Consider the following 23705-nt stretch of genomic DNA (forward strand, 5'->3'; position numbering starts at 1 on the left):
CAAGGAGAAATAATATGAAAAATAGAAGATCAATATATACTATAGCAGTCATATTTGCATGTGTTATTTTGAGCTCATGTAGTGACTGGTTGGATGTTAATCATAATCCAAATTCAGCGGAAAAGGTGGATCCCGGATATTTGTTCAATTATGCAGTTGTGAATTGGGCGGGTAGTCGTACCGGTGGAGATGCTTACATTCCTCTTTCTCAAAGTATCCAGTGTCAGGCAGACGGTGGTGATGAGTATGGGGGCTGGGCGGAAGGTTATTATGTCATAAGTCCATATAGTATTGGTAATACATGGAAACATTACTATTCCGCTGGAGGTAATAATTTGCAGTTAGCTATCAAAAATGCACAAGAAGCTACTCCTGTCAATCATAATGGAATTGCTCAATGTAAAATTATTCTAGCTCAACATATTTATGAAACAACAATGATATGGGGGGATATTCCTTTTACAGAGGCTTGGATTGAAGGGGTTAAATATCCGAAATTTGATTCTCAGGAAGTGGTCTTGAATGGTGTAGTAAGTTTGTTGGATGAAGCGTTGAATGAGATTAATTTGGATGATCCTTTGGCTATTACTGATTACGATATTTTTTATAAAGGTGATATGCAAAAGTGGACTCGGATAGCCAAATCTTTAAAATTCAGAACTTTAATGACGATGGTGGATAAAGATCCGACAAAAGCTGGGCAGATTGGAGAGCTGATAAACGATGGTGGTATGATTAGCTCGGCTGATGATAATCTGCAATTTCCTTATTTACAGACTGCAGGTAATGAAAATCCTAAATATAAACTATTGGAGAAGTATACAAATGGCATCAATAATCTGTTTTTTGCAAATAATAGTGTGTTGAAACCTATGCAGGAACGTAATGATTCACGTATTTCCAGATATTTTGAGCCGGGAATCGACGGGGTATATCGAGGCTTGGATACACGCCAGGTAGCAGACAAAACTGATGATGAAAATGCGGATTTATTATCTTCCGTTATAAGTAAGTATCTTTTTAGAAAAGAGGCGCCTTTATTGATTTATTCTTATCAGGAACAATTGTTTTTTGAGGCGGAAGCGTATGTGCGTGGGTTGGGAGTAACCCCTAATTTGTCGAAAGCCAATGAATTATATAAAAAAGCTATTCAAACAGCTTGTGATTATTATGAGGCAGATCCGGCAAAGACGGCTGATTTTATTAATGCTTTGGATGATTTAAATACATTAGAATCCGATAAAGCCTTGTACGAGATTCATATGCAGCAATGGATTGACTTGATGGACAGACCATTGGAGGCATTTGTACAGTGGAGAAGGTCGGGAGCTGATGGAAATGAGGTGCCTGCACTTACTGTGCCGGCAGAAGCTACCTCCCGGGAACTTATTCGTAGATGGGAATATAGTCCTGAAGAAATGACGGCTAATCCCAATGCGCCCAAAGAATCTCCGAAAATTTGGGAAAAACTATGGTTTGATTTATAATTGAATGACCATTAATGATACGAAAAAGAGGACAATACAACATTGTCCTCTTTTTTTTTGTTATATTTGTGCCCACATTGATTATATATTAGAAGTAAAGAATGAAAGAATTTATAATATCCGAAGCCAAAGTAGAAACAGCAGTGCTTGTAGGGCTCATCACACAAACACAGGATGAGCGTAAGACGAACGAGTATCTGGATGAATTGGCGTTCCTTGCCGAGACGGCTGGGGCGGAAGTTGTGAAACGATTTACGCAGAAGTTGCCGACGGCCAACTCTGTGACTTATGTCGGAAAAGGAAAGTTGGAAGAAATCAGACAATATATTCGTAATGAAGAGGAAGCAGAACGTGAAGTAGGAATGGTCATCTTTGATGACGAACTTTCCGCGAAACAGATTCGTAATATTGAAGCTGAATTGAAAGTGAAAATATTGGACCGTACTTCACTGATTCTTGATATATTTGCCATGCGTGCACAGACTGCCAATGCAAAGACACAGGTGGAACTGGCACAGTATAAATATATGCTGCCACGTTTGCAGCGACTTTGGACTCACTTGGAACGTCAGGGAGGTGGTTCCGGCGCCGGTGGTGGTAAAGGTTTCGTGGGACTTCGTGGCCCGGGTGAAACACAGCTCGAGATGGACCGCCGTATCATTCTGAACCGTATGTCATTGCTAAAAGAACGTTTGGCAGACATTGATAAGCAGAAATCTACCCAGCGTAAGAATCGCGGGCGTATGATACGTGTTGCACTGGTCGGTTATACCAATGTGGGGAAATCAACCCTGATGAACCTTCTCTCAAAGAGTGAGGTCTTTGCAGAAAATAAACTGTTCGCAACGTTGGATACCACTGTTCGCAAAGTGATTATCGATAATCTACCGTTTCTGTTGTCGGATACGGTAGGATTTATTCGTAAGTTGCCTACCGATCTGGTGGAATCTTTCAAATCGACCTTGGATGAGGTGCGTGAGGCGGATTTGCTTGTGCACGTAGTCGATATTTCACACCCCGGATTTGAAGAACAGATTGAAGTGGTGAATAAGACACTTGCCGATATTGGCGGCGGTGGCAAACCTATGATACTTGTATTTAACAAAATAGACGCCTATACCTACGTGGAGAAAGCGCCGGACGACCTTACCCCCCGAACTAAGGAAAACTTAACACTCGAAGAACTGATGAAGACGTGGATGGCAAAGATGGAGGATAACTGCCTTTTTATTTCTGCCCGCGAACGAATCAATATAGACGAACTGAAAAATGTAGTTTATCGGCGAGTGAAAGAATTACACGTTCAGAAATACCCCTATAACGATTTTCTTTATCAGACTTACGAAGAAGAGGAATAATTAATCGATATGCTAATGTGTTGCTGTGCCAATTCTGATGCAGTACATGTAGTCAATTCGGCACATCGGCATATTGCACATTAACACATTATTGAAATGAAAGACTATCGTAGATTGACTGAAGATGAGATACTTCAGTTGAAGAGCCAGTCGTGTCTGGCCGATGATTGGGGAAATGTATCAGTGGCAGAGGGCTTTAATTGTGAATACGTTCATCATACCCGTTTCTCGGGTAAAGTGCAACTGGGGGTATTCGAAGCAGAATTTACATTGCCGGGGGAGATTAAGAAACATTCGGGGTTACGTCATGTGACGTTGCATAATGTCTCGGTTGGTGATAACTGTTGCATTGAGAATATCCAGAACTATATTGCTAATTACGAAATAGGCAGTGATACCTTCATTGAGAATGTAGATATTATCTTAGTGGATGGGTTGAGCACTTTCGGCAATGGGGTAGAAGTGGCTGTTCTCAACGAAACAGGAGGACGTGAGGTTTTGATTAATGACAAATTATCTGCACATCAGGCATATATACTTGCATTATACCGCCACCGTCCCGAACTGATTAACCGCATGAAATCCATTGCGGATTATTATTCCAACAAGCATGCTTCTACTGTTGGCAGTATTGGTAATCATGTGATGATTCTCAACACAGGCTCGATCAAGAATGTCCGGATTGGTGATTACTGTCATATCTGTGGAACTTGCCGCTTATCCAATGGCAGTATCAATAGTAACGTGACGGCACCTGTTCATGTCGGACACGGTGTCATTTGTGATGACTTCATTATCTCTTCCGGCTCTAAAGTGGATGATGGCACGATGCTGACCCGGTGCTTCGTCGGCCAGTCCTGTAAGTTGGGACATAATTATTCCGCTTCGGATTCTTTATTCTTCAGTAATTGCCAGGGAGAGAACGGTGAGGCGTGCGCTATTTTTGCAGGTCCTTTCACTGTGACACACCATAAATCAACTCTGTTGATTGCCGGAATGTTCTCGTTTATGAATGCGGGTTCGGGTTCCAACCAAAGCAACCATATGTATAAGTTAGGTCCTATCCACCAGGGAACGCTGGAAAGAGGAGCAAAGACCACTTCCGACTCATATATCCTGTGGCCGGCACGTGTCGGAGCTTTCTCTTTGGTAATGGGACGCCATGTCAATCATGCCGATACTTCCAATCTTCCTTTTTCTTACCTGATAGAACAGCGGAATACCACTTATCTGGTCCCGGGAGTTAACTTGAGAAGCGTAGGAACCATCCGTGATGCACAAAAATGGCCAAAGCGTGATAATCGAAAAGATCCGAACCGGTTGGACTATATTAACTACAATCTGTTGAGCCCATATACCATTCAGAAGATGTTCAAAGGGTGTTCTATTTTGAAAGAGTTAAGACGCGTGTCCGGCGAAACTTCGGAAATTTATTCCTATCAGAGTGCTAAAATCAAGAACTCCTCTTTGAACAACGGAATTCGTTTCTATGAAATTGCCATTCACAAATTCTTAGGAAATTCTATTATAAAGCGATTGGAAGGTATCAACTTCCAGAGTAATGAAGAAATCCGTCAACGTCTGAAGCCTGATACGGAAATCGGAATCGGGGAGTGGGTAGACGTCTCCGGACTGATTGCTCCCAAAAGTGAAATCGACCGGTTGCTGGATGGCATTGAGAAGGGAACAGTCAATCGGTTGAAATCCATCAATGCAAGCTTTGCGGAAATGCACGAGAATTATTATACCTATGAATGGACATGGGCTTATCATAAGATTCAGGAATTCTATGGCTTGGATCCGGAAACGATTACAGCGCAAGATATTATCGGTATCGTGAAAGCGTGGCAGCAAGCTGTTGTCGGATTGGATAGGATGGTGTATGAGGATGCTAAAAAAGAATTCTCGTTGTCTTCTATGACCGGATTCGGTGCTGACGGCTCCCGCGATGAAATGAAGCAGGATTTTGAGCAAGTACGCGGTGATTTCGAAAGTAATACCTTTGTGACTGCCGTCTTGAAACATATTGAAGATAAAACGGCCCTGGGGAGCGAGCTTATCAAGCGAATCGAAACGATTGAATAACGCTACAATTTTTAATTTTTAGTTTTTAATTTTTAATTTATATACTACCTTTGCCACACTAACTAACATTACGTAATAAAATAAGAAACTTATGGCAACACCTCCGTTTAAGTATCAGCCCATGTTTGAGAAGGGAAAAGATACAACTGAGTATTATCTGCTTACAAAAGACTATGTATCAGTAAGCGAGTTTGAAGGAAATCCCATCCTGAAAATAGAGAAAGAAGGTTTGACTGCGATGGCTAATGCAGCTTTTCGTGATGTATCATTCATGCTTCGTCGTTCGCATAACGAACAAGTTGCTAAGATTCTGAGTGATCCGGAAGCAAGTGAAAATGATAAGTATGTGGCACTGACTTTCCTGCGTAACGCGGAAGTTGCTTCCAAAGGTGTACTTCCTTTCTGTCAGGACACGGGTACTGCTATTATCCACGGTGAAAAAGGGCAACAGGTATGGACCGGATATTCTGACGAAGAGGCTCTTTCACTGGGTGTATATCAAACATATACCGAAGAGAACCTGCGTTACTCACAGAATGCACCTTTGAACATGTATGACGAGGTAAATACCAAATGTAACCTCCCTGCGCAGATTGATATCGAGGCTACCGAAGGTATGGAATACGAGTTCCTTTGCGTAACAAAAGGTGGTGGCTCTGCCAACAAAACATATTTGTATCAGGAAACAAAAGCTATCCTGAACCCCGGTACACTGGTACCTTTTTTGGTAGAAAAGATGAAAACATTGGGAACAGCTGCTTGTCCTCCTTATCATATCGCTTTCGTTATCGGTGGTACTTCAGCAGAGAAGAACCTGTTGACAGTGAAGCTGGCTTCTACTCATTTCTATGATAATCTACCGACTACCGGAAATGAATATGGCCGTGCATTCCGCGACATCGAATTGGAAAAAGAAGTATTGGCAGAAGCTCACAAAATTGGGCTGGGTGCACAATTCGGAGGTAAATATCTTGCTCATGACGTACGTATCATCCGTTTGCCTCGTCACGGTGCTTCTTGTCCGGTAGGTTTAGGGGTATCTTGCTCTGCCGACCGTAACATCAAATGTAAAATCAATAAGGAAGGTATCTGGATTGAGAAACTGGATTCAAATCCTGGCGAACTTATTCCTGTAGAGCTGCGTCAGTCAGGTGAAGGTGATGTTGTAAAGATAGACCTGAACCGTCCGATGCCGGAAATTCTGAAAGAACTGACTAAATATCCGGTAGCTACCCGTCTGTCACTGAACGGAACAATCATCGTAGGTCGTGATATCGCTCATGCTAAACTGAAAGAACGTTTGGATCGGGGTGAAGACTTGCCACAGTATATGAAGGATCATCCTATTTATTATGCAGGTCCGGCAAAAACTCCGGAAGGCATGGCCTGTGGTTCTATGGGGCCTACTACGGCAGGACGTATGGACCCGTATGTTGATCTTTTCCAAAGTCACGGTGGTAGCATGATCATGTTGGCAAAAGGTAACCGTAGCCAACAGGTCACAGATGCTTGTAAGAAGTATGGTGGTTTCTATCTTGGCTCTATCGGAGGTCCGGCAGCTATCCTTGCGAAGAATAATATCAAGAGCATCGAATGTGTGGAATATCCGGAGCTGGGCATGGAAGCTATTTGGAAGATTGAAGTCGAAGATTTCCCGGCATTTATCCTGGTAGATGATAAAGGAAATGACTTCTTCAAACAGTTGAAACCGTGGAATTGTACAAAATAATCGGTTTTACTTCGTTTATATAAGATTTTGAGAAGAGGTTGTAAAAGCCTTCAATAAAAAATCCCCTCATTACAATTCATGTAGCGAGGGGATTTCTCATTCTAAGGACTCTCGGGATATTTACTTTGGCAGGGTAAATATCAGTCTTTGGTCATTTATGGTTGTTTATTCTGTTCTTTCTTCCATTTTTCGTATCTTTTCAGCACCTTACTTCCATCTTTGTTATACCAGCTATAACCATTTCGGCGTTCGTGCCCGATTTCCGAGATTTCATATTTTTTAATGCCGTCACGGTCACAGAAAAAAGGTCGGTTAGTTTCCAGTTCGTAAAAGCGTGCCCAAAGAGTGGGACAGTCTTCACAAGGAACCATGCGATAGTCTTTTTTGCCATCACTGTTCGTGAAATATTCTTTCTGTAGCCCTTTGATTTCCGACTTCTGGAACCATTTAACGGCTCCTTCTATCGATTTTACAACTTCTGTGGATGGATTGGGGAGTGACATAAGTAGTAATACAATATTGTCTGACTCTTGGCCGCTTAATGACGGAAGTTCGTAAGCACGTGCTTTGCATGGTTCCAGAGTGACACGGTCGTGCTGGGCGCACCATACTGTCAATTCTCCGTTTTGGCGCACCTGTGTTTTGAGTATGCACTCTATGCCTTTATCAAAAGCTTTGCGTGCTTGTTTGCAGATATCTTCAGGCAGGAAGATGTAAGGAGTCTTCTTTTCGTATATTTCCCGAAGCAGATTCATCACTCTCACTATTGCATTGTCATTGTAGGTGATTTGTACGTAATAACCTTTGGGACGCGGATAAAATTGAGGCCATCCACCGTTCTCATATTGTGCTTTGAGTAGATATTGAATACCGTTCAGTGCTCCTTCTTTATACTTCTCCTTTTGCGTAGCCAGATAAAGCCGTGACAGATATTCGATTTCCGTGGTAGTGGCGTTGTTGTCGATTGTGCTTTGGTTGGCGTCCTCTTTGGCTTTTAGTGCAGTCTTATATTCTTGCTCCGTCAGCTCTGCCGGCATATAAATGTTCTTGGGCCAGCCTCCGGTTGTTTGTTGATAGAGTAACACGTTGTCACCGATGCGTTGTGCCTCTTCCGTCTTGAAGAAATCATCGTCAAATTTGGGAGCGATGTGTACCCATTCTTTGTAATTTCGTTGTTTTCTGTAATTTGTTGCTTTTGAGTTTTGGGCTGAGGCTTTCGTCAGGATAAGAAGTAATAGTAAGAAAAGACTTGATGCTCTCATGGCTTTTATTATTTAATGTTTTTATATTCTTTATTCCAGATACTTCGTAATCTTACCACTGATCTGCAACAGGGATATTTCGCAAAGTTTCGTGTTGTATTCGGCGGAGAGGATGCGCTCCTCTGCGTCTAACAAACTTTTTTGTGCTTCGCGTACTTCAAAACCGGAGAGGTCTCCCTGTATATATCGATCCATGGCAATATCATGGTTGTCCTTCGCAGTTATCAGGTTTTGACGTTCCAGATTCAACAATTGGAGATTGTTGCGATAGGCTTGCCATAGGTTACTAAGATCAGAGCGAAGTGATAATTCCAGGTCTTGTCGTTCCAGGCGGCGGTTCTTAAAAGCCAGACTTGCATTTCTCTTTTCACGGCGACGATTACCGTCGAATATATTAAAACCTATAGTTATTCCGGCATTAAAGCCCAGTTCACCTCTTCTGCTGTTTGCGTTGATGTCATACTTGTTGAACGTATATCCATATCCGGTATTTAATTTGAGATATGGATAGTTGCGTGAGTTTATTTTCTTGTAGTCTAACTGAGCAAGTACCGTATTCTGATCCGCTTTTAGTAAAGAAGCATTGGTTGCCAACGTAGAATTCCATAAATCATCAAATTGCAAATCGCTATGTACGTTGATGGTGGAGTCTTTGATAATAATGTTTTGATTGACATTGTTGTTGGCCATCAGTTCATTCAATTGGATGCGTGAAGAATGCAGCAATTCCTGTTGTTTGATGTATTGGGCACTGTCTGCATTGAAGTCCACCTTTGCCTGCTGATAATCCAGCCCTGAAAACTTACCGACCAGGTGACTAGCCTCGGCTATACGCAAGCGTTCTTTAGAAAGCGACATTGCATAATGAAAGTTTTTCAGACGGATCTTCTGTTGGATAAAATTATAGTATTCGGAAGTCAGGGAAGCAATAAAGTCTTCAATAGCAATACGGGTATTGGTTTCCCCCTGACGTTCCAGTTCTTTCAACTGTTTATAGGTGGTGCTGATATTGAATCCGTCGAAAATAGTCCAGTTGAGGTTAAGACCGACATTAACCGTCTGATCGTAGACTCCGTTATATTTTGTTATTTCCCCGGTAGCACGCGCCTTGGTTTCAATATTATCCAGGTTTCCGGTATATCCGGCAGAGAAGTCCAGTGTAGGCAGGTAACCTGCATTTCCCAACGTTGCGTTGTTTTTGCTGATCTGCTCTTCGTTATGTATGATGCGTAAAGAGTAATTATTTTGTAATCCTTCTTCCAGACATTCCTTTAGCGTGAGGACTTGTGCCTTTGCAAAAGAGACTGATAAGAAGGCACATACAATAGTTATATAAATAGTTTGTTTCATGTAAATTCCTTTCTGTTTCATTCTGGTAGTTTTTTGATTCGGTTAGTCGAGATGTAACTGTAAATAGCCGGTACAATGTACATCGTAAGCAGGGTAGATACGACCATACCACCTACTACTGCCGTACCCATGGCGATACGTTGGTTACAACCTTCTCCGGTGGCAAAAGCCAGTGGGATAAGTCCTAAAACCGTAGAGGCACTTGTCATCAGAATCGGACGGAGACGTTGCAGTGCGGCATCTTTGATAGCATTCATTTTATCTTCTCCGGTTTCCTGTTTCTGATTGGCAAATTCTACAATCAGGATACCATTCTTTGCCACCAAACCGATCAGCATGATAATACCGATCTGACTGAAAATATTCATTGTAATATCTCCAAAATACATGAAGACCAAGGCGCCGGCAATAGCCAGTGGCACTGTCAACATGATAATCAACGGATCTTTGAAACTTTCAAACTGGGCTGCCAGAATCAGGTAAATCAAAAGGATGGCCAGGATAAAGGCGAACATTAGGCTGGAAGAACTTTCACGATATTCTTTAGAGTCTCCCGATAGGGCAGTGCGGAAAGTGTCGTCCAATGTTTCTTTGGCAATCTTATCCATTTCCTCCAAGCCTTGTCCGATTGTTTTGCCATCTGCCAATCCAGCAGAGATGGTGGCTGACACAAAACGGTTATAGCGATATAATTTGGGAGGAGCAATACCACTTTCCAATTCAATCAAGTTGTCCAACTGAATCATATCCCCACTACTGTTACGAACGTAAATCGCCTTCAGGTCGGCCGGTTTGTTTCGTTGCTGACGGTTGATTTCACCAAGAATTTCGTATTGCTTACCGTTCATATAGAAATATCCCATACGTTGGCCGCTTAATCCATATTGCAGCGTTTGAGCAATGTTTCTGGTACTTACTCCCATGATACTGGCCTTATCTCGGTTGATTTGAATACGGGCTTCAGGTTTACTGAACTTCAAATCAACGTCAGCCATCTGGAAAACTGGATTTTCATATACTTTAGCTATAAACTTGGGTAGCACTTCTTCCAGCTTTTCCAAATTGGTAGCCTGAAGTACATATTGTATAGGCATACTTCCACGACGTCCGCCGAAAGAAGACTGTTGCTGTACGAATGAACGCGCCATTGTTTTCTTCCGTACCGCTTTTGATATTTTCTCTGCAACATCCATCTGTGTGTAGTTACGGTCTTGCATATCTTTCAATGTGATGCGTACATTTCCGCTACCACTGGATACACGGGCTGTAACAGCTTCCGCATCGGGAAGAATAGAGTCAACCAGTTGATTGATGTCCTCCGTGTAATCCCGGATATATTCGTAAGTGACACCTTCTGCACCCCGGGTGTTAATACTGATTTGCGAACGGTCCTCAAGTGGAGCCATTTCTGCGGGAATGGCATTCCATAGAAAACCGATCAGGCAAATGGTGATGAAAGTAAATGGAAGAGCAATCCAGCGTTTGTTAAGGAAAGCGGCAAGTGACCGGCTGTATAGCCGGTTCATTCCTTCGAAGAATGGTTCGGTCTTCGCATAAAACCAACTTTGCTTTTCCCTCTTTATAAGTAATTTTGTTGCCAGCATCGGAGTGAAAGTCAATGCCGCAAACGATGAAATGATGACTGAACCTGAAATAACGATACTGAATTCCCGGAACAATCGTCCTGTCATTCCATCCATAAAGACGATAGGGAAGAATACGGCAACCAGCGTGATAGTCGTTGAGATGACGGCAAAGAAGATTTCTTTAGCTCCTTCTATTCCCGCTTCTTTGGGAGCCATTCCCTTTTCAATACGGATATAAATATTTTCCGTCATAACGATGGCATCATCTACCACCAGCCCCACCGACAGTACGATGGCGAGCATGGAAAGTACATTAATGGAGAATCCTGCCAGATACATAACGAAGAATGCGCCGATAAGAGAGACAGGGATTACGATACAAGGCACCAATGTGACGCGCCAGTCACGCAGGAAGAGGAAGATTATGATGATTACGAGTATAAAAGCTTCATATACAGTTGATTTAACCTCATTGATAGACGCACGGATAAATTTGGTGTTGTCAAAACCATAATTATAATGCACATCTTCCGGCAAGTCTTTTTTCATCTGCTCCATGCGCTGGTATACAGCATCCGCGATTTCAATATGGTTGGCACCCGGCTGTGGAATGACTACGACACCTACCATAGGAACTCCGTTCATTTTCATATAACTCTTGATATCGGCAGGTCCCAATTCTGCACGTCCGATATCACTGAAACGTACAATATGGTTATTCTCTTCTTTGATAATCAAATCATTGAATTCATCTGCAGTATGCATTAATCCCAGTGTGCGGATAGTCAGCTCGGTGGTATTCCCTTCGATACTACCGGAAGGGAGCTCCACGTTTTCATTGTCCACGGCATTTTTAACATCGATGGGAGTAATACCATATCCCGCCATCTTTACCGGGTCGAGCCAAAGGCGCATGGAGTAACGTTTCTCTCCCCAGATCGATACACCACTTACGTCGGCAATAGTTTGTAACTGTTCCTTTACAGTCAAATCCGCGATTTCGCTCAATTCCAATAGCGTGCGCTTGTCACTTTGAAGTGCAACCATTAAGATAGGCATAGCATCAGCATCCGCTTTTGAAACAGTCGGAGGGTCGCAGTCGCGGGGCAGATAACGTTGGGCACGTGAAACCTTGTCACGTACGTCGTTGGCCGCTGTTTCCAGATCGACGGACAATTCAAATTCTACTGTGATACGGCTTTGTCCCTGCTGACTCACACTGGACAAAGAACGGATACCGGGAATACCATTGATATTCTGTTCCAACGGTTCGGTTATCTGGTTCTCGATAACATCGGCATTAGCTCCCGGATAAGAACAGCTGACAGAAATGATCGGATTATCCACCGACGGATACTCACGGACACCCAGATAATTGTATCCGATGAATCCGAAAAGGAGGATGATGATCGTTAATACTGTGGCTAATACCGGGCGACGTATACTTAATTCGGATATATTCATAAGGTGCTGGTATTATTAATCAATGTTGTCAAGAGTAACGGCAAGTCCGGTACGTAGTTGCAGTGTTCCTGAAGTAATGATGGTATCTCCCCTGTGTAATCCTCTGATCACCTGTACCTCAGATGCGGTGCGGATGCCGGTAATAATATCCACTGGTTCGGCCTTCCCTGATTTATACAGATAGACCTTGTCTTTGCCCATTTCCGGCACAATAGCTTCTGTGGGAATGGCAATTGCGTCAGGTATTTCATCCTTTTTCAACAGCACGCTCGCGTAACGGCCGGGAAGCAGGGTGTGATTGACATTCGGGTATAATGCACGGGCGGTAAACTGATGCAGGTTCGGGTCAATAGCTGACTCCACAGCATACACTTGTGCACCGAAAGCATCCAGGTTCCCTTCAACGCTGAAGTTCAAGTTGGTCCCTTTCTTGATTTGCTTGGCATAACGTTCCGGTACGGAGAATTCCACTTTCAATGGAGCGATTTTGGTCAGTTTGGCAATAACAGTAGTCGGAGAAGCATAAGTGCCGACACTAACTTGGCGGAGCCCGATCACCCCATCGAACGGAGCACGAAGTTCGGTTAATTCGATATTGGTTTTGATTATTTCTATATCTGCGTTCAGGGTTGCCAAATCCGTTTTTACTTGTTCGTAAGCTTCTTTACTGACGGCATCCCGTTTCAGCAGAGCGTTCTGGCGGAATACACGGTCTTCTGCCAGTTTTAATTGTGAAACGAGGCGTTGTAATTGTGCCTGCAACTGCCGGTCATTTACTTTGGCAAGCAACTGCCCTTTTTTTACGGCCGTTCCTTCCTCGAAGTTGATTTCCACAATTTTTCCCGAAGTTTCGAAAGATAAATCCACTTCCTCATCGGGCAGAAGTACGCCGGTAGTAATAAACTCGTCTGTCAGGGATTGTGGCTTTATGACTTTAGCATTTACATTTAGAACTTGTTTCCCTTTTTTCTGATTGCCGCCCATCACTTTGTCGGCAGCTGTTAGTTCATCGTTTTTTTTCGGTAATTGTGAATAGATTCCTCCACCGATAATTCCGGCACCAACAAGAATAATGATGCCCCATTTAGTCTTTTTATTCATGGTTTAGTATCGTATATATCTATTGATATGATTATTCTTTTGCAGATTAGACTCCATATTCTTGAAATGGTTTAACCACAAGACATTTTTTCTGGGAATGAAGAGTTAGGAAATGAAAAATATTTATGTAAAAATTCTTTTTATAAAATATGGTGAATGATTAGTAGGCAGCCCGATATTTGCCTTCCTCTTTATCCTCCAGCATATTTAAATAAGAGGTATAGCGCGATTCGCTGATAAGGTGTTCTTCCACAGCCTTGCGTATGGCACATCCGGGTTCATGACGGTGAGTGCAGTTGCCATATTTGCAGTTGGCGGAAGTCTTGAATATTTCGGGAAAATAATGTCCGATTTCCTCCTCCTCCATATCGAATGTACCGAACCCCTTGATACCCGGAGTGTCAATGATATATCCATCCCCGTCTACAGGAAACATTTCGGAGAAAGTAGTGGTGTGCATACCTTTGTTATGGTAAGAAGAAATTTTGCCGGTCTTGGTTTCTATGCCCGGCAGTATGGAATTGATAAGAGTCGATTTACCGACTCCCGAATGACCGGAAAATAGTGTAATTTTGCCTTCCAAGTCCTTTTTAATTTCGTCCACTCCGTTACTGTTTTTGGCGGAAACCTTAAAACAGGGATAACCGATCTGTGTATACAGGTTGATAAGTGCGTCCAGATAGTGGAGTTCATTCTCGTCGTAAGCATCTATCTTGTTGAATACCAATTTGACGGGAACGCGATAAGCCTCTGCCGATGCAAGAAAGCGGTCAATGAAGATAGTGGAAGTTTCGGGATAGTTGACGGTTACCACCAGCATGCACTGGTCGAGGTTGGCGGCAAGGATGTGTGATTGTTTGGAAAGATTGGAAGAACGACGGATGATATAGTTTTTCCTATCTTCTATTTCGTTGATAAAGGCAGTGCCCTCCTGATTAAGTATAATCTGAACACGGTCGCCCACTGCGACAGGATTGGTGCTGCGAATCCCTTTCAGCCGGAAATTACCTTTGATTTTACATTCGATAAATTGTCCGTCATCGGTTTTCACCTGATACCAACTACCCGTGTTTTTGATTACTAATCCCTTCATAAATTGAGGTTGAGAACTGAGAATTAAAATTTGAGAAGGAAAGTGCAGCATACTACATGACACAGCTCCTTCTCAATTTTTAATATTCAATTTCCAATTTAAACGGTCATAATTTCTTTTTCCTTTTCAGTCAGCATATCATCGATTTGTTTGATATACTTATCATGGATCTTTTGCAGTTTGGCTTCCGCATTTTTCTGTTCGTCTTCTGCCAATCCGTCTTTTACAGCTTTTTTCAGTGCGTCGATGCCGTCACGACGGGCATTGCGTACACTTACTTTAGCTGTTTCACCTTCTCCCTTACACTGTTTTGCCAGTTGTTTACGACGTTCTTCCGTCAGAGGAGGAATGCCGATGCGGATCATCTCGCCATTGTTTTCGGGCATGATGCCGAGGTCAGAGTCGATGATTGCTTTTTCGATGATACGAAACATGCTTTTATCCCAAGGCTTGATCATGATACTACGAGCATCCGGAGTAGTAACAGCTGCCACATTGCTGATAGGCACCATGCTTCCGTAAGAATCTACGCGGATGCCATCTAATAAGCGGATACTCGCTTTCCCGGCGCGGATATGTGCTAGTGCTTCTTCCAGATACATGATGGCCATATCCATTTTTTCTTGTGCGTTGTTAAGGCAAGTCTTTACGTCTACCATATTTTTTGAGGTTTAAAATTGCATTTTGATTGATTAAGTAGCAAAAGTATACTATTTTTTGTTCATCTGCAACAGCATCCCCATCTTTTTTATGAGTGACTTGTTGGTGGTAATCAGGATAACAGTAGCGATAAATTAGTTATGGACTAACGTGCCTATCTTTTCTCCACTGATAACCTTTTTTAGGTTACCGACTGTATCCATATCAAATACGACGATAGGCAGGTTGTTTTCTTTGCACATGCAGGTCGCAGTTAAATCCATGACTTTCAGACCACGTTTCAATACTTCATCATACGTAATATCATCGAATTTGGTTGCAGTAGGATCTTTTTCGGGATCGGCTGTGTAAATACCGTCTACACGAGTACCTTTCAGCATGGCGTCTGCTTCGATTTCTATTCCTCGCAGTGAAGAACCGGTATCTGTGGTAAAGAATGGATTTCCCGTTCCTGCAGACATGATAACTACTTCACCGTTCTCCATACATTCAATGGCCTTCCATTTACTGTAAAATTCACCGATAGGTTCCATTCGTATTGCTGTCAACACACGTGCTTTTACACCGATAGCCACAAGAGCGGAACTTAGAGCGAGGCTATTGATAACGGTAGCCAGCATTCCCATTTGGTCACCTTTCACACGGTCAAATCCTTTATGGGCTCCACTTAGTCCGCGGAATATATTGCCTCCTCCGATGACGATACCAATCTGTACTCCTTGTTCGTGGATCTCTTTGATTTGTTGAGCATATTCTGCCAATCTTTTTTCGTCAATGCCGTATTGCTTTTCGCCCATCAAGCTCTCTCCACTGAGCTTTAGTAAGATTCTTTTATACTTTGCCATACCTTTAGCTTTTTATTGTTTGCCGCAAATATAGCGATAAATTGTCGGATAGCCTCAGCGGGATACGATTACTTTTTTCATTATTCGCCTTCCCAAAAAGGTTTGTATCATTCCTCGCAAGGACAGATAAATGAGAAAAGCCAGCCACAGGGCGTGATTTCCCCAAAGAGAATGGAAGGCATAATATACTCCGAAGAAGCTGGCAGAGGCGGCTAGCATGGAGTAAAGCATCTGGCGGGTAGCGGTGGCACCAATAAAGACTCCATCCCACAGGAAAGCGGAAAAACCGGCTAACGGAATAATTAGTGCCCAGTAAAAATAAGTGTCTGAAGCGTTGATTACTGAAGTGTCATTGGTTAGCAATCCCAGAAATTCTTTTCCACCAGCTGCATAGAGAATCGTGAATACCAGTGAAAGACCCAGGCCCCAGTAGAAAAGATGATGTACTGTGCTACGTAAGGCTGTTTGATTCTTAGCACCTATGTAACGGCCAGCCAGTGCTTCACCGGCATAGGCAAATCCGTCCATGATGTATGAGAATAGAGTAAATAACTGCATGAGCAAGGTGTTTACGGCTAATATAATTTCTCCTTGCGCGGCTCCTGCAGAGGTAAAAAACAAGGTGACCATAACCAGGCAAAGGGTACGGAAGAAGATGTCCCGGTTGACTTGGAAGAAACGGTACATGGCTTGTTTTTGTATGATCTCTTTCCATGTAATTTGCTTTTTTAATGCACTGTAATAGCGCATGTATAGCAGAATAGCCATAAAGAAACCTGCATATTGAGCAATTAAAGTTCCTGTTGCCACTCCTGCCACTTTCATATCCAGCAAGTAGACAAAGCATAGGCTGGCCACAATATTGACAATATTTTGAGTAATAGCGATATACATGGGAAAACGTGAATTCTGCATTCCGATAAACCAACCGGCGAATCCATAAAGTCCTAATGTGGCGGGAGCTCCCCAGATGCAGATATAGAAATAGGTGGTTGTCAGCTGCTTGACTTCCGGTGTGGTTTGTATCAGAGTGAATGCCAATTTCAGAATAGGGCACTGGAGTATCAACAGGCAAAGAGCGATCAACAACCCTACACCAACAGAACGTAACAGTAACCGAGTGATTTCATTTAGATCATGCCGGCCATACGCTTGTGAGGTCATGCCACTCGTCCCCATACGCAGAAAACCGAAAATCCAGTAGATGATATTGAACAACATGCCCCCTACGGCGATGGCTCCAATATAGGCTGGAGAACCGAGGTGACCTACGATGGTAACATCGATAAGTCCCAGTAGCGGGACGGTAATATTTGATATAATCGAGGGTATGGCTATCCGTAATATTCGCCTGTTTTCGGGGGATTGTTTTTTATTTATCATTTTATAGAAATACTTTTATCAAATTGATTGTTCTTTTCGTCCACAAAGGTACATTTTTTATTTTTTTTATTGTATCTTTGTGTGTCACGAACTAAATAGCAATCAGATGGATTATGAGGACTTTACCTGCTTTTCTTTTATTTTTGTTCTCACTGTCGCCGGCGCTGAATGCACAGTCGGTTGATGAGATGTTACAGAAAGTATCTGCCGCCATTGAGGCCGGGCAGAATGGACAGGCTGTGAGCTATTTCCGGCAGACTATTCCTTTGAATATAGACCGTACGGAAATGTATTATTGGACGGATGTGGACAAGAATAGTGAAATTAGCTCCAAACTGGCTGTCGAATTAGCTCTTGCCTATAAAAAGAAACGGAGTTACGACAAAGCTTATTTGTTTTACAAAGAGTTGCTGCAAAAAGAACCTGATAATGTGGATTGTTTGGAAGCATGTGCGGAAATGCAAGTGTGTCGCGGGCAAGAAAAAGAAGCTTTGCGTATATACGAAAAAATAGTGCAACTGGATGCGGATAATCTGGCAGCTAATATCTTTTTAGGAAATTATTATTATCTGATGGCAGAGCAGGAGAAGAGAAAGTTGGAGATGGATTACAAGAAACTTTCTTCTCCTACTAAAATGCAATATGCCCGCTATCGGGACGGATTATCGCGATTGTTTACTACTCGGTATGAAAAAGCACGTAGTTCGTTGCAGAAAGTGATTCTGCGTTTTCCGTCGACAGAAGCCCAAAAGACATTGGATAAGATATTGAGGATAGAGAAAGAGGTGAAGCGCTAGGCGGTTCACCTCTTTGGATTTATTCAAATACTAATATCTAAATTGTATAGGCGGCTGTTCGTCACAGCTCAATGAGCGGGTATCTGCTGATGTGTATTTTTTCATTCCGGGAATAAGAGGACTGTAAGATAATACGTGGCGGATACGCTTACGTTGCTGGAATGTAAATTGGTCTGAGTAACAAAAAGCATAGTCCATGATATTGCGCGAAATAAAGGTTCCGCCTTCACAGTTCGTTCTTGTACACAACTTATCGAGGGAATACTTATTCAAATCACCTATACCATCTATCCACTCTGTGTATTTGGTAATGTTATAGGTCGGGGTATCTGTACAATAATCAGTATCTTCACACAAATCAGTATTATCTTCATCTTCAGAAAAGGCATGATGTAGTCCAAGATAATGTCCTAATTCATGTGTAAGAGTATTGTAAACGTCAGTCGTGTGGTAGTATTCATTATTACTGTTTACATAAATATAGCTACTATTAATAGAGACACAATGGGGATATTCCACCTCATGGCTTAAATAATAATCTCCATTGTTTAGGCCATCTAATGGATATGACGATAAACGATAAGGTAAATGTGCTATTCCTAAAATATCGCTTTCGCTAAACGGGTATACAAAGATATTGATATATACGTTCGGATTCCATAGCATTTCCGCATATTTCTTGGCTCGACTTTTGTCTTCTCCATTCATGAATTGTTCGCAAGACATAGGAAGAGTTTCCTCCCATTTTATTCGTTCAACACCAGCTTCCTTTAAAGCAGTTCCATCCGGTTTTTCGGTTGCCATCACAAATTCAAGATTCATATCCTGACTGATATTATGGCTTTCGTTTTGATATATTTTATTTTTATATCGCAAATTACATGCGTTAATGATTTGGGCAAGGCGACCTTTATCTACATATTGATTTCTATTGGCGGGGTCCTTGTAAAGAACATGAAATATGACGGGTAACTTGTAATGATATTCGCCGGTTGTACTTGTAGAAGGGGATTGAGTTATTTTTATAGTTTTATTTGTTTTTTTGGCTATAATAGTAACAATCGCACTTCTTTCTTCGGAAGTATTATTGGCATGTATGGTCAAAACGAGTTCTCCGTTGTTATTACCATTTTGCAGGTTGGGAATACACCAATTTTGATTACTGATCGTCTTCCAAGAAGAGTTGCATGTGATAGATATTTTTATTGTGCTTCCTTCCGGACTGATATCATCAAATGTAGATGGGGAAATTTCTAGAGTTGCTGAATCCGAATTTGAATCACTACACCCTATTAGCATCCACAATAATAGGAGCAGGAATATAAATCTTGTTTTCATGAATAAAAGGGTTTTATATAAAAACACATGTTTCAAAGAAAATGTTTCAATCAGCCAATTATTTATTTCAGTAAATATTCTACCTCTTTAAACATATAGCCTCTCTTGTTAAGCATTTCATCTTCTAAAATCAATCTGCCTTCGGGTTCTACACAAACGATTCGTGCAAGAAATTCACCGCTGGCGTCTTTGTAACGGTGCATTCCTTTCTTTCTGAAAAGCGATTTCTCATATTGGGCTACAAATGAGGTGTCATTCTCTTGAAGTTGGCAATAATAAGATCGGATGCGTATCATAATATTCCTCAATACCTCAAAGATATCATATTGATTTCCTGTAATTTGGTATAATGAAACAGGATTGGGGGCATCACTGTGAAACGTTTCCTGATTAATGTTGATCCCAACCCCGGCAATACTCTGGCTGATATTTCGCCCCATCAAGTCGTTTTCTATCAATATACCGCATATCTTTTTCTCTTTCCAGTAAATATCGTTCGGCCATTTGATGGAGATATCGGTGGTATAGGTATCCAGTTCTTCTTTAATGGCTAAAGATACAATTTGTGAAATGAGAAACTGGCGTCGCGCTTCCAGAAACTCCGGGAAGATGACGGTGCTGAAAAGAAGATTCTTACCGGGAGCTGATTCCCAAGAGTTGCCACGTTGTCCGCGACCGGAAGTCTGGAAGTCGGCGACTACGACAGTGAGTTCTTCCACTTTCTGTTTAGAGCAGAGAGACTGCAGATAACTGTTGGTAGAATTAGTCTCACTGATATGAATCAATGGAACCGGGAATATTTCAGGGGAGGGCATCATATTCTGCACGTAACTTTTTAGTAAATTTCTTGATTACCTCATCGTAAGAGTGATCGATAAGTTCTTTCATTAGTTTATCGTCTACGTCACTGTCAAAGCGAACACTATTCCAGTATTTTTTATTAAAATGATAAGCTCCTTCAATTCCTGCATAACGTTCGCGAAGTTCGATCGCCTTCTCCGGATCACATTTCAGTGCAATGTGATTGGCTTCTTCCAGATCAATGAGAGCAAACATTTTGTCCATCACCTTTATGACGAGTGATACATCATCGAAAGGGAAAGACTCTGTAGTTCCTTTCTTGTTCAGGCAGTATTCTCTGATAGTTTCTACATTCATAATGATTCGATTATATAATAACTCTATGTATGTATTTGCGTCTTCTGTAGCGAACTTTAATATAAAGGAGGATAAAATGCTTCCTCTATATGTTCGACCTTGAAATTTATTTCATCGCCTACTATCGTAATGATATCGAAGCGTACAGGAGTGTCAATCTGAAACAATCTGATATAGGCATCCGCTGCGCGTACCGTACGTCTTATTTTGGGTAGATCAACAGCATTTTCCGGTTGGGCAAATAGGGTATTGCTGCGGGTTTTCACCTCTACCACAATCAGCTCATTGTCCTTTGCTGCTACAATGTCCAGTTCGAGATGTCCTTTTCTCCAGTTCCGGTCACGAATAAGATATCCTTTTTGTTCAAGATAAGCTACGGCAGCATTTTCTCCGAATTTTCCTAAATCATTATGTTTAGCCATCTTTTTTTGCAAATTTACTACTTTTATTCTTTGTTTTTACAGAAGTAAAAGTAATTTTGCAAAAGATATGAGAAAAAGAAGTAAGAAGTGCCTGAAAATGCATGTCGAGTGTACCAAAAGGGAACGGCGGATGAGCATTTTGTTGAGCGACGAAGAACAGCTGATTATAGATCGTTATCTGGAGAGATATAAGATAACGAACAAATCACGTTGGCTTCGTGAAACCATTCTCATGTTTATCTATAAGAATATGGAAGAAGATTATCCGACCCTTTTTGGTGAACATGACATGAGGCGATAGGGGGATAATTTGAAATGACAGATTGAAAATGAAAGGGGCATGCTGGACGATATTTATTTTATGAAACAGGCTTTGATAGAGGCAGGCAAAGCTGCCGATCAGGGAGAAGTTCCTGTGGGGGCTGTTGTGGTTTGTAAAGAACGGATTATCGCACGTGCCCATAATCTCACAGAAACATTGAATGACGTAACAGCCCATGCCGAGATGCAGGCCATTACAGCTGCAGCCAATGTGCTTGGTGGTAAGTATTTGAACGAATGTACCCTGTATGTCACAGTTGAACCTTGCGTGATGTGTGCAGGAGCTATCGCTTGGGCACAAACCGGCAAGCTTGTATTTGGTGCCGAAGATGAAAAACGCGGCTATCAGAAATATGCCGGTTCGGCTCTACATCCTAAAACTGTGGTTGTAAAAGGAGTGATGGCTGGCGAATGCGCTGCACTCATGAAAGAGTTTTTTGCTGCGAAACGAAAATAAAAGCAGCGTCCCGTTTATTTGATTTCCTCAAAATCTACATATTCGCCATCATCTCGGGTGAATATTTTTTTATGTCTTTTTTTCGAAATATTCTCGGAATATATATCCTCCTCATCCATCGGGCGACGATTACTTTGGTCATGATCCTGTTGGTTTGTACGTCTGAATCCGAAAATCGTTCTTAGTATGAAGCTGATAATGGAAAGGCCAAATACCAAAATGGTAATGATAAAAATGAATATAAATAAAAGTATATACATGGGCTATGATTTTTATGTTGTACTTCGATAAAACTCATGGTACAACAAATGTGCCAAGAGATTGTTTATTTACTTTTTCTTGTAAAAAGTGAAAGTAAAATATACCATACTATGATGATGGCGAAGCTGCTGATCCCCAGAAATATAAGGAGAGGAATACAGATAATCAGGAATATGAAACTGATTTTGTTGTCATTCCATGAAAGATTTTTAAATTTCAGCGAAAACATCGGTATTTCCGATACCAGTAGTCCGGAAAACAGGCAGACAAGTATAAGAAGGTAGACAGGATGGCAGTTGTCTGATATCAGGAAGTCATGTGCTCCTGCTACTAAAGAGGCCCAGAACAACGCATTGGCAGGGACCGGAAGTCCGACAAAAGAACTGGTCTGTCGCGTGTCATTATTGAATTTGGCCAGGCGCAATGCTGAAAAAACAGAAATTAAGAATGCCAGATAGGGTAGGTAAGGAGCGATGAACTCCATGCTTGCCGGATAATACATTTCTTTGAACAGAGAGTATACGATCAGTGAAGGAGCGACTCCAAAACTGATATCATCTGCCAATGAGTCCAGATCTTTTCCGATAATGGAATATGCGTTGAGCATACGAGCCAGCAATCCGTCGAAGAAGTCGAAAATAGAGCTGAAAGCAATAAAAAGTAGAGCCAACTCGTATTTTGTCTCAAAAGCCATGACGCAAGCAATACAACCGGAGAAAAGGTTCAGGCAGGTTACGGTATTCGGAATACTGTTTTTAATAACATTTGTCATGGTGACAGAATTATTTAAGTTTGGCGATAACCGTTTGGTTACCGGTCGTTAATTGTCCCATGCTGACACATACTTCTGTGCCAATGGGTAAATACACATCCACACGGGAACCGAATTTGATAAATCCCAGGTGTTCGTCGATATAACATTCTTCTCCCACTTCAGCGTAGGTGACAATACGGCGTGCCACTGCTCCGGCAATTTGCCGGGTGAGCACTTCCACTCCTTCCGGAGTTTCGATCACTACCGTAGAACGTTCATTTTCTGTGCTGGCTTTCGGCAGCCATGCTTTCATAAAGTTTCCATTGTGATGTGCTACTTTTTTAATGGTACCGTCCACCGGATACCAGTTGGCATGCACATTCACGATGCTCATGAAGATAGATATCATTAACCGGCGGTCATGGAAATATTCGTTTTCATCGACTTCTTCGATGACGACAATCTTTCCATCGGCGGGTGCTACGACAATCTTTTCAGTGTCCTGCCCGAAGAGACGGATCGGACATCGAAAGAAATTCACCATCAGCAGATAGATTGCTATACTCGTTACTGCTACTACATAAAATGGTATTTTGCAATCGATCCCCCAATAAAGAGCCGCATTAATCAATAACAATAGCAAGAAGCTAGCCCATAATATATGTGTTCCTTCGCGGTGAATCCGTATTTTTTTTAATTTCTTTAGTCGGCCCATGAATGCTGTTTAATGATATTGTCTGCAAAAATATACTTATTTTAAAAAAACAGCAAGTAAATGAGCATAGAAATGCGAA

22 protein-coding genes are annotated in these 23705 nt (G+C 41.9%); 7 read left to right on the plus strand and 15 right to left on the minus strand.

Features of this window, described 5'->3' with window-relative positions; all coding sequences use genetic code 11:
- Positions 1-14 precede the first annotated feature (14 nt).
- From AB9N12_RS10225 to AB9N12_RS10240, 4 genes are all read left to right on the plus strand, one after another.
- Entirely contained in the window at positions 15-1487 is a 1473-nt protein-coding gene (locus AB9N12_RS10225; RefSeq protein WP_369891881.1) for a SusD/RagB family nutrient-binding outer membrane lipoprotein, read from the plus strand.
- Positions 1488-1588: 101 nt separating this feature from the next.
- Positions 1589-2845, plus strand: coding sequence for a GTPase HflX (gene hflX / locus AB9N12_RS10230; protein WP_369891883.1), 1257 nt, complete (start codon positions 1589-1591; stop codon positions 2843-2845).
- A 96-nt stretch (positions 2846-2941) separates the two neighbouring features.
- Entirely contained in the window at positions 2942-4930 is a 1989-nt protein-coding gene (locus tag AB9N12_RS10235; RefSeq protein WP_369891885.1) for a DUF4954 family protein, read from the plus strand.
- 91 nt (positions 4931-5021) lie between these two features.
- Entirely contained in the window at positions 5022-6659 is a 1638-nt protein-coding gene (locus tag AB9N12_RS10240; RefSeq protein WP_369891886.1) for a fumarate hydratase, read from the plus strand.
- Positions 6660-6814: 155 nt separating this feature from the next.
- Here AB9N12_RS10240 and pelA read toward each other — a convergent pair whose 3' ends face one another.
- The 8 genes from pelA to AB9N12_RS10280 form a co-directional block, all read right to left on the minus strand.
- Positions 6815-7921 carry a pectate lyase gene (gene pelA / locus AB9N12_RS10245; protein ID WP_369891888.1) on the minus strand — a complete coding sequence of 369 codons (1107 nt, stop codon included), beginning with the start codon at positions 7919-7921 and terminating at the stop codon, positions 6815-6817.
- A gap of 30 nt (positions 7922-7951) precedes the next feature.
- A complete protein-coding gene (locus AB9N12_RS10250) occupies positions 7952-9292 on the minus strand; it encodes a TolC family protein (RefSeq protein WP_369891890.1) in 1341 nt (446 codons plus the stop codon).
- Positions 9289-12321 carry an efflux RND transporter permease subunit gene (locus tag AB9N12_RS10255; RefSeq protein WP_369891892.1) on the minus strand — a complete coding sequence of 1011 codons (3033 nt, stop codon included), beginning with the start codon at positions 12319-12321 and terminating at the stop codon, positions 9289-9291. Before AB9N12_RS10255 ends, AB9N12_RS10250 begins: the two co-directional genes overlap by 4 nt.
- A 15-nt stretch (positions 12322-12336) precedes the next feature.
- On the minus strand, positions 12337-13422 hold the full coding sequence (locus AB9N12_RS10260; protein ID WP_369891894.1) for an efflux RND transporter periplasmic adaptor subunit: 1086 nt from the start codon (positions 13420-13422) through the stop codon (positions 12337-12339).
- A gap of 160 nt (positions 13423-13582) precedes the next feature.
- A complete protein-coding gene (gene rsgA, locus AB9N12_RS10265) occupies positions 13583-14515 on the minus strand; it encodes a ribosome small subunit-dependent GTPase A (protein WP_369891896.1) in 933 nt (310 codons plus the stop codon).
- Positions 14516-14613: 98 nt separating this feature from the next.
- Positions 14614-15174, minus strand: a complete 561-nt coding sequence (frr, locus tag AB9N12_RS10270) for a ribosome recycling factor (protein ID WP_369891898.1) — start codon at positions 15172-15174, stop codon at positions 14614-14616.
- Between the two features lie 135 nt (positions 15175-15309).
- Positions 15310-16020, minus strand: a complete 711-nt coding sequence (pyrH, locus tag AB9N12_RS10275) for a UMP kinase (protein WP_369891900.1) — start codon at positions 16018-16020, stop codon at positions 15310-15312.
- Positions 16021-16074: 54 nt separating this feature from the next.
- Entirely contained in the window at positions 16075-17403 is a 1329-nt protein-coding gene (locus tag AB9N12_RS10280) for an MATE family efflux transporter (RefSeq protein WP_369891903.1), read from the minus strand.
- A gap of 113 nt (positions 17404-17516) precedes the next feature.
- Between AB9N12_RS10280 and AB9N12_RS10285 the strand changes: the two genes are divergently transcribed.
- On the plus strand, positions 17517-18200 hold the full coding sequence (locus tag AB9N12_RS10285) for a tetratricopeptide repeat protein (RefSeq protein ID WP_369891904.1): 684 nt from the start codon (positions 17517-17519) through the stop codon (positions 18198-18200).
- 30 nt (positions 18201-18230) lie between these two features.
- Here AB9N12_RS10285 and AB9N12_RS10290 read toward each other — a convergent pair whose 3' ends face one another.
- The 4 genes from AB9N12_RS10290 to AB9N12_RS10305 all read right to left on the minus strand — a co-directional run bounded on the left by AB9N12_RS10290 (position 18231) and on the right by AB9N12_RS10305 (position 21118).
- Positions 18231-19538, minus strand: a complete 1308-nt coding sequence (locus AB9N12_RS10290; RefSeq protein WP_369891905.1) for a zinc-dependent metalloproteinase lipoprotein — start codon at positions 19536-19538, stop codon at positions 18231-18233.
- A 62-nt stretch (positions 19539-19600) separates the two neighbouring features.
- Positions 19601-20356, minus strand: coding sequence for a biotin--[acetyl-CoA-carboxylase] ligase (locus tag AB9N12_RS10295; RefSeq protein WP_369892856.1), 756 nt, complete (start codon positions 20354-20356; stop codon positions 19601-19603).
- Positions 20340-20696, minus strand: a complete 357-nt coding sequence (locus AB9N12_RS10300) for an MmcQ/YjbR family DNA-binding protein (protein ID WP_369891907.1) — start codon at positions 20694-20696, stop codon at positions 20340-20342. Before AB9N12_RS10300 ends, AB9N12_RS10295 begins: the two co-directional genes overlap by 17 nt.
- Positions 20697-20752: 56 nt before the next feature.
- Positions 20753-21118, minus strand: coding sequence for a YraN family protein (locus AB9N12_RS10305; protein WP_369891909.1), 366 nt, complete (start codon positions 21116-21118; stop codon positions 20753-20755).
- Positions 21119-21185: 67 nt separating this feature from the next.
- Between AB9N12_RS10305 and AB9N12_RS10310 the strand changes: the two genes are divergently transcribed.
- Both AB9N12_RS10310 and AB9N12_RS10315 read left to right on the plus strand, forming a co-directional pair.
- Positions 21186-21419 carry a hypothetical protein gene (locus tag AB9N12_RS10310; RefSeq protein WP_369891911.1) on the plus strand — a complete coding sequence of 78 codons (234 nt, stop codon included), beginning with the start codon at positions 21186-21188 and terminating at the stop codon, positions 21417-21419.
- Between the two features lie 39 nt (positions 21420-21458).
- Positions 21459-21896 carry a nucleoside deaminase gene (locus tag AB9N12_RS10315; RefSeq protein ID WP_369891913.1) on the plus strand — a complete coding sequence of 146 codons (438 nt, stop codon included), beginning with the start codon at positions 21459-21461 and terminating at the stop codon, positions 21894-21896.
- A gap of 14 nt (positions 21897-21910) precedes the next feature.
- Here AB9N12_RS10315 and AB9N12_RS10320 read toward each other — a convergent pair whose 3' ends face one another.
- From AB9N12_RS10320 to AB9N12_RS10330, 3 genes are all read right to left on the minus strand, one after another.
- On the minus strand, positions 21911-22156 hold the full coding sequence (locus AB9N12_RS10320; protein ID WP_369891915.1) for a DUF4834 family protein: 246 nt from the start codon (positions 22154-22156) through the stop codon (positions 21911-21913).
- A gap of 65 nt (positions 22157-22221) precedes the next feature.
- Complete coding sequence (gene pssA, locus AB9N12_RS10325) at positions 22222-22929, minus strand: CDP-diacylglycerol--serine O-phosphatidyltransferase (protein WP_369891917.1); 708 nt, start codon at positions 22927-22929, stop codon at positions 22222-22224.
- A 10-nt stretch (positions 22930-22939) separates the two neighbouring features.
- Positions 22940-23626, minus strand: a complete 687-nt coding sequence (locus AB9N12_RS10330) for a phosphatidylserine decarboxylase family protein (protein WP_369891919.1) — start codon at positions 23624-23626, stop codon at positions 22940-22942.
- Positions 23627-23705: the final 79 nt, after the last annotated feature.

Origin of the sequence: Bacteroides sp. AN502(2024) (genome assembly GCF_041227145.1) — a bacterium.
Taxonomy (GTDB): Bacteria; Bacteroidota; Bacteroidia; order Bacteroidales; family Bacteroidaceae; genus Bacteroides.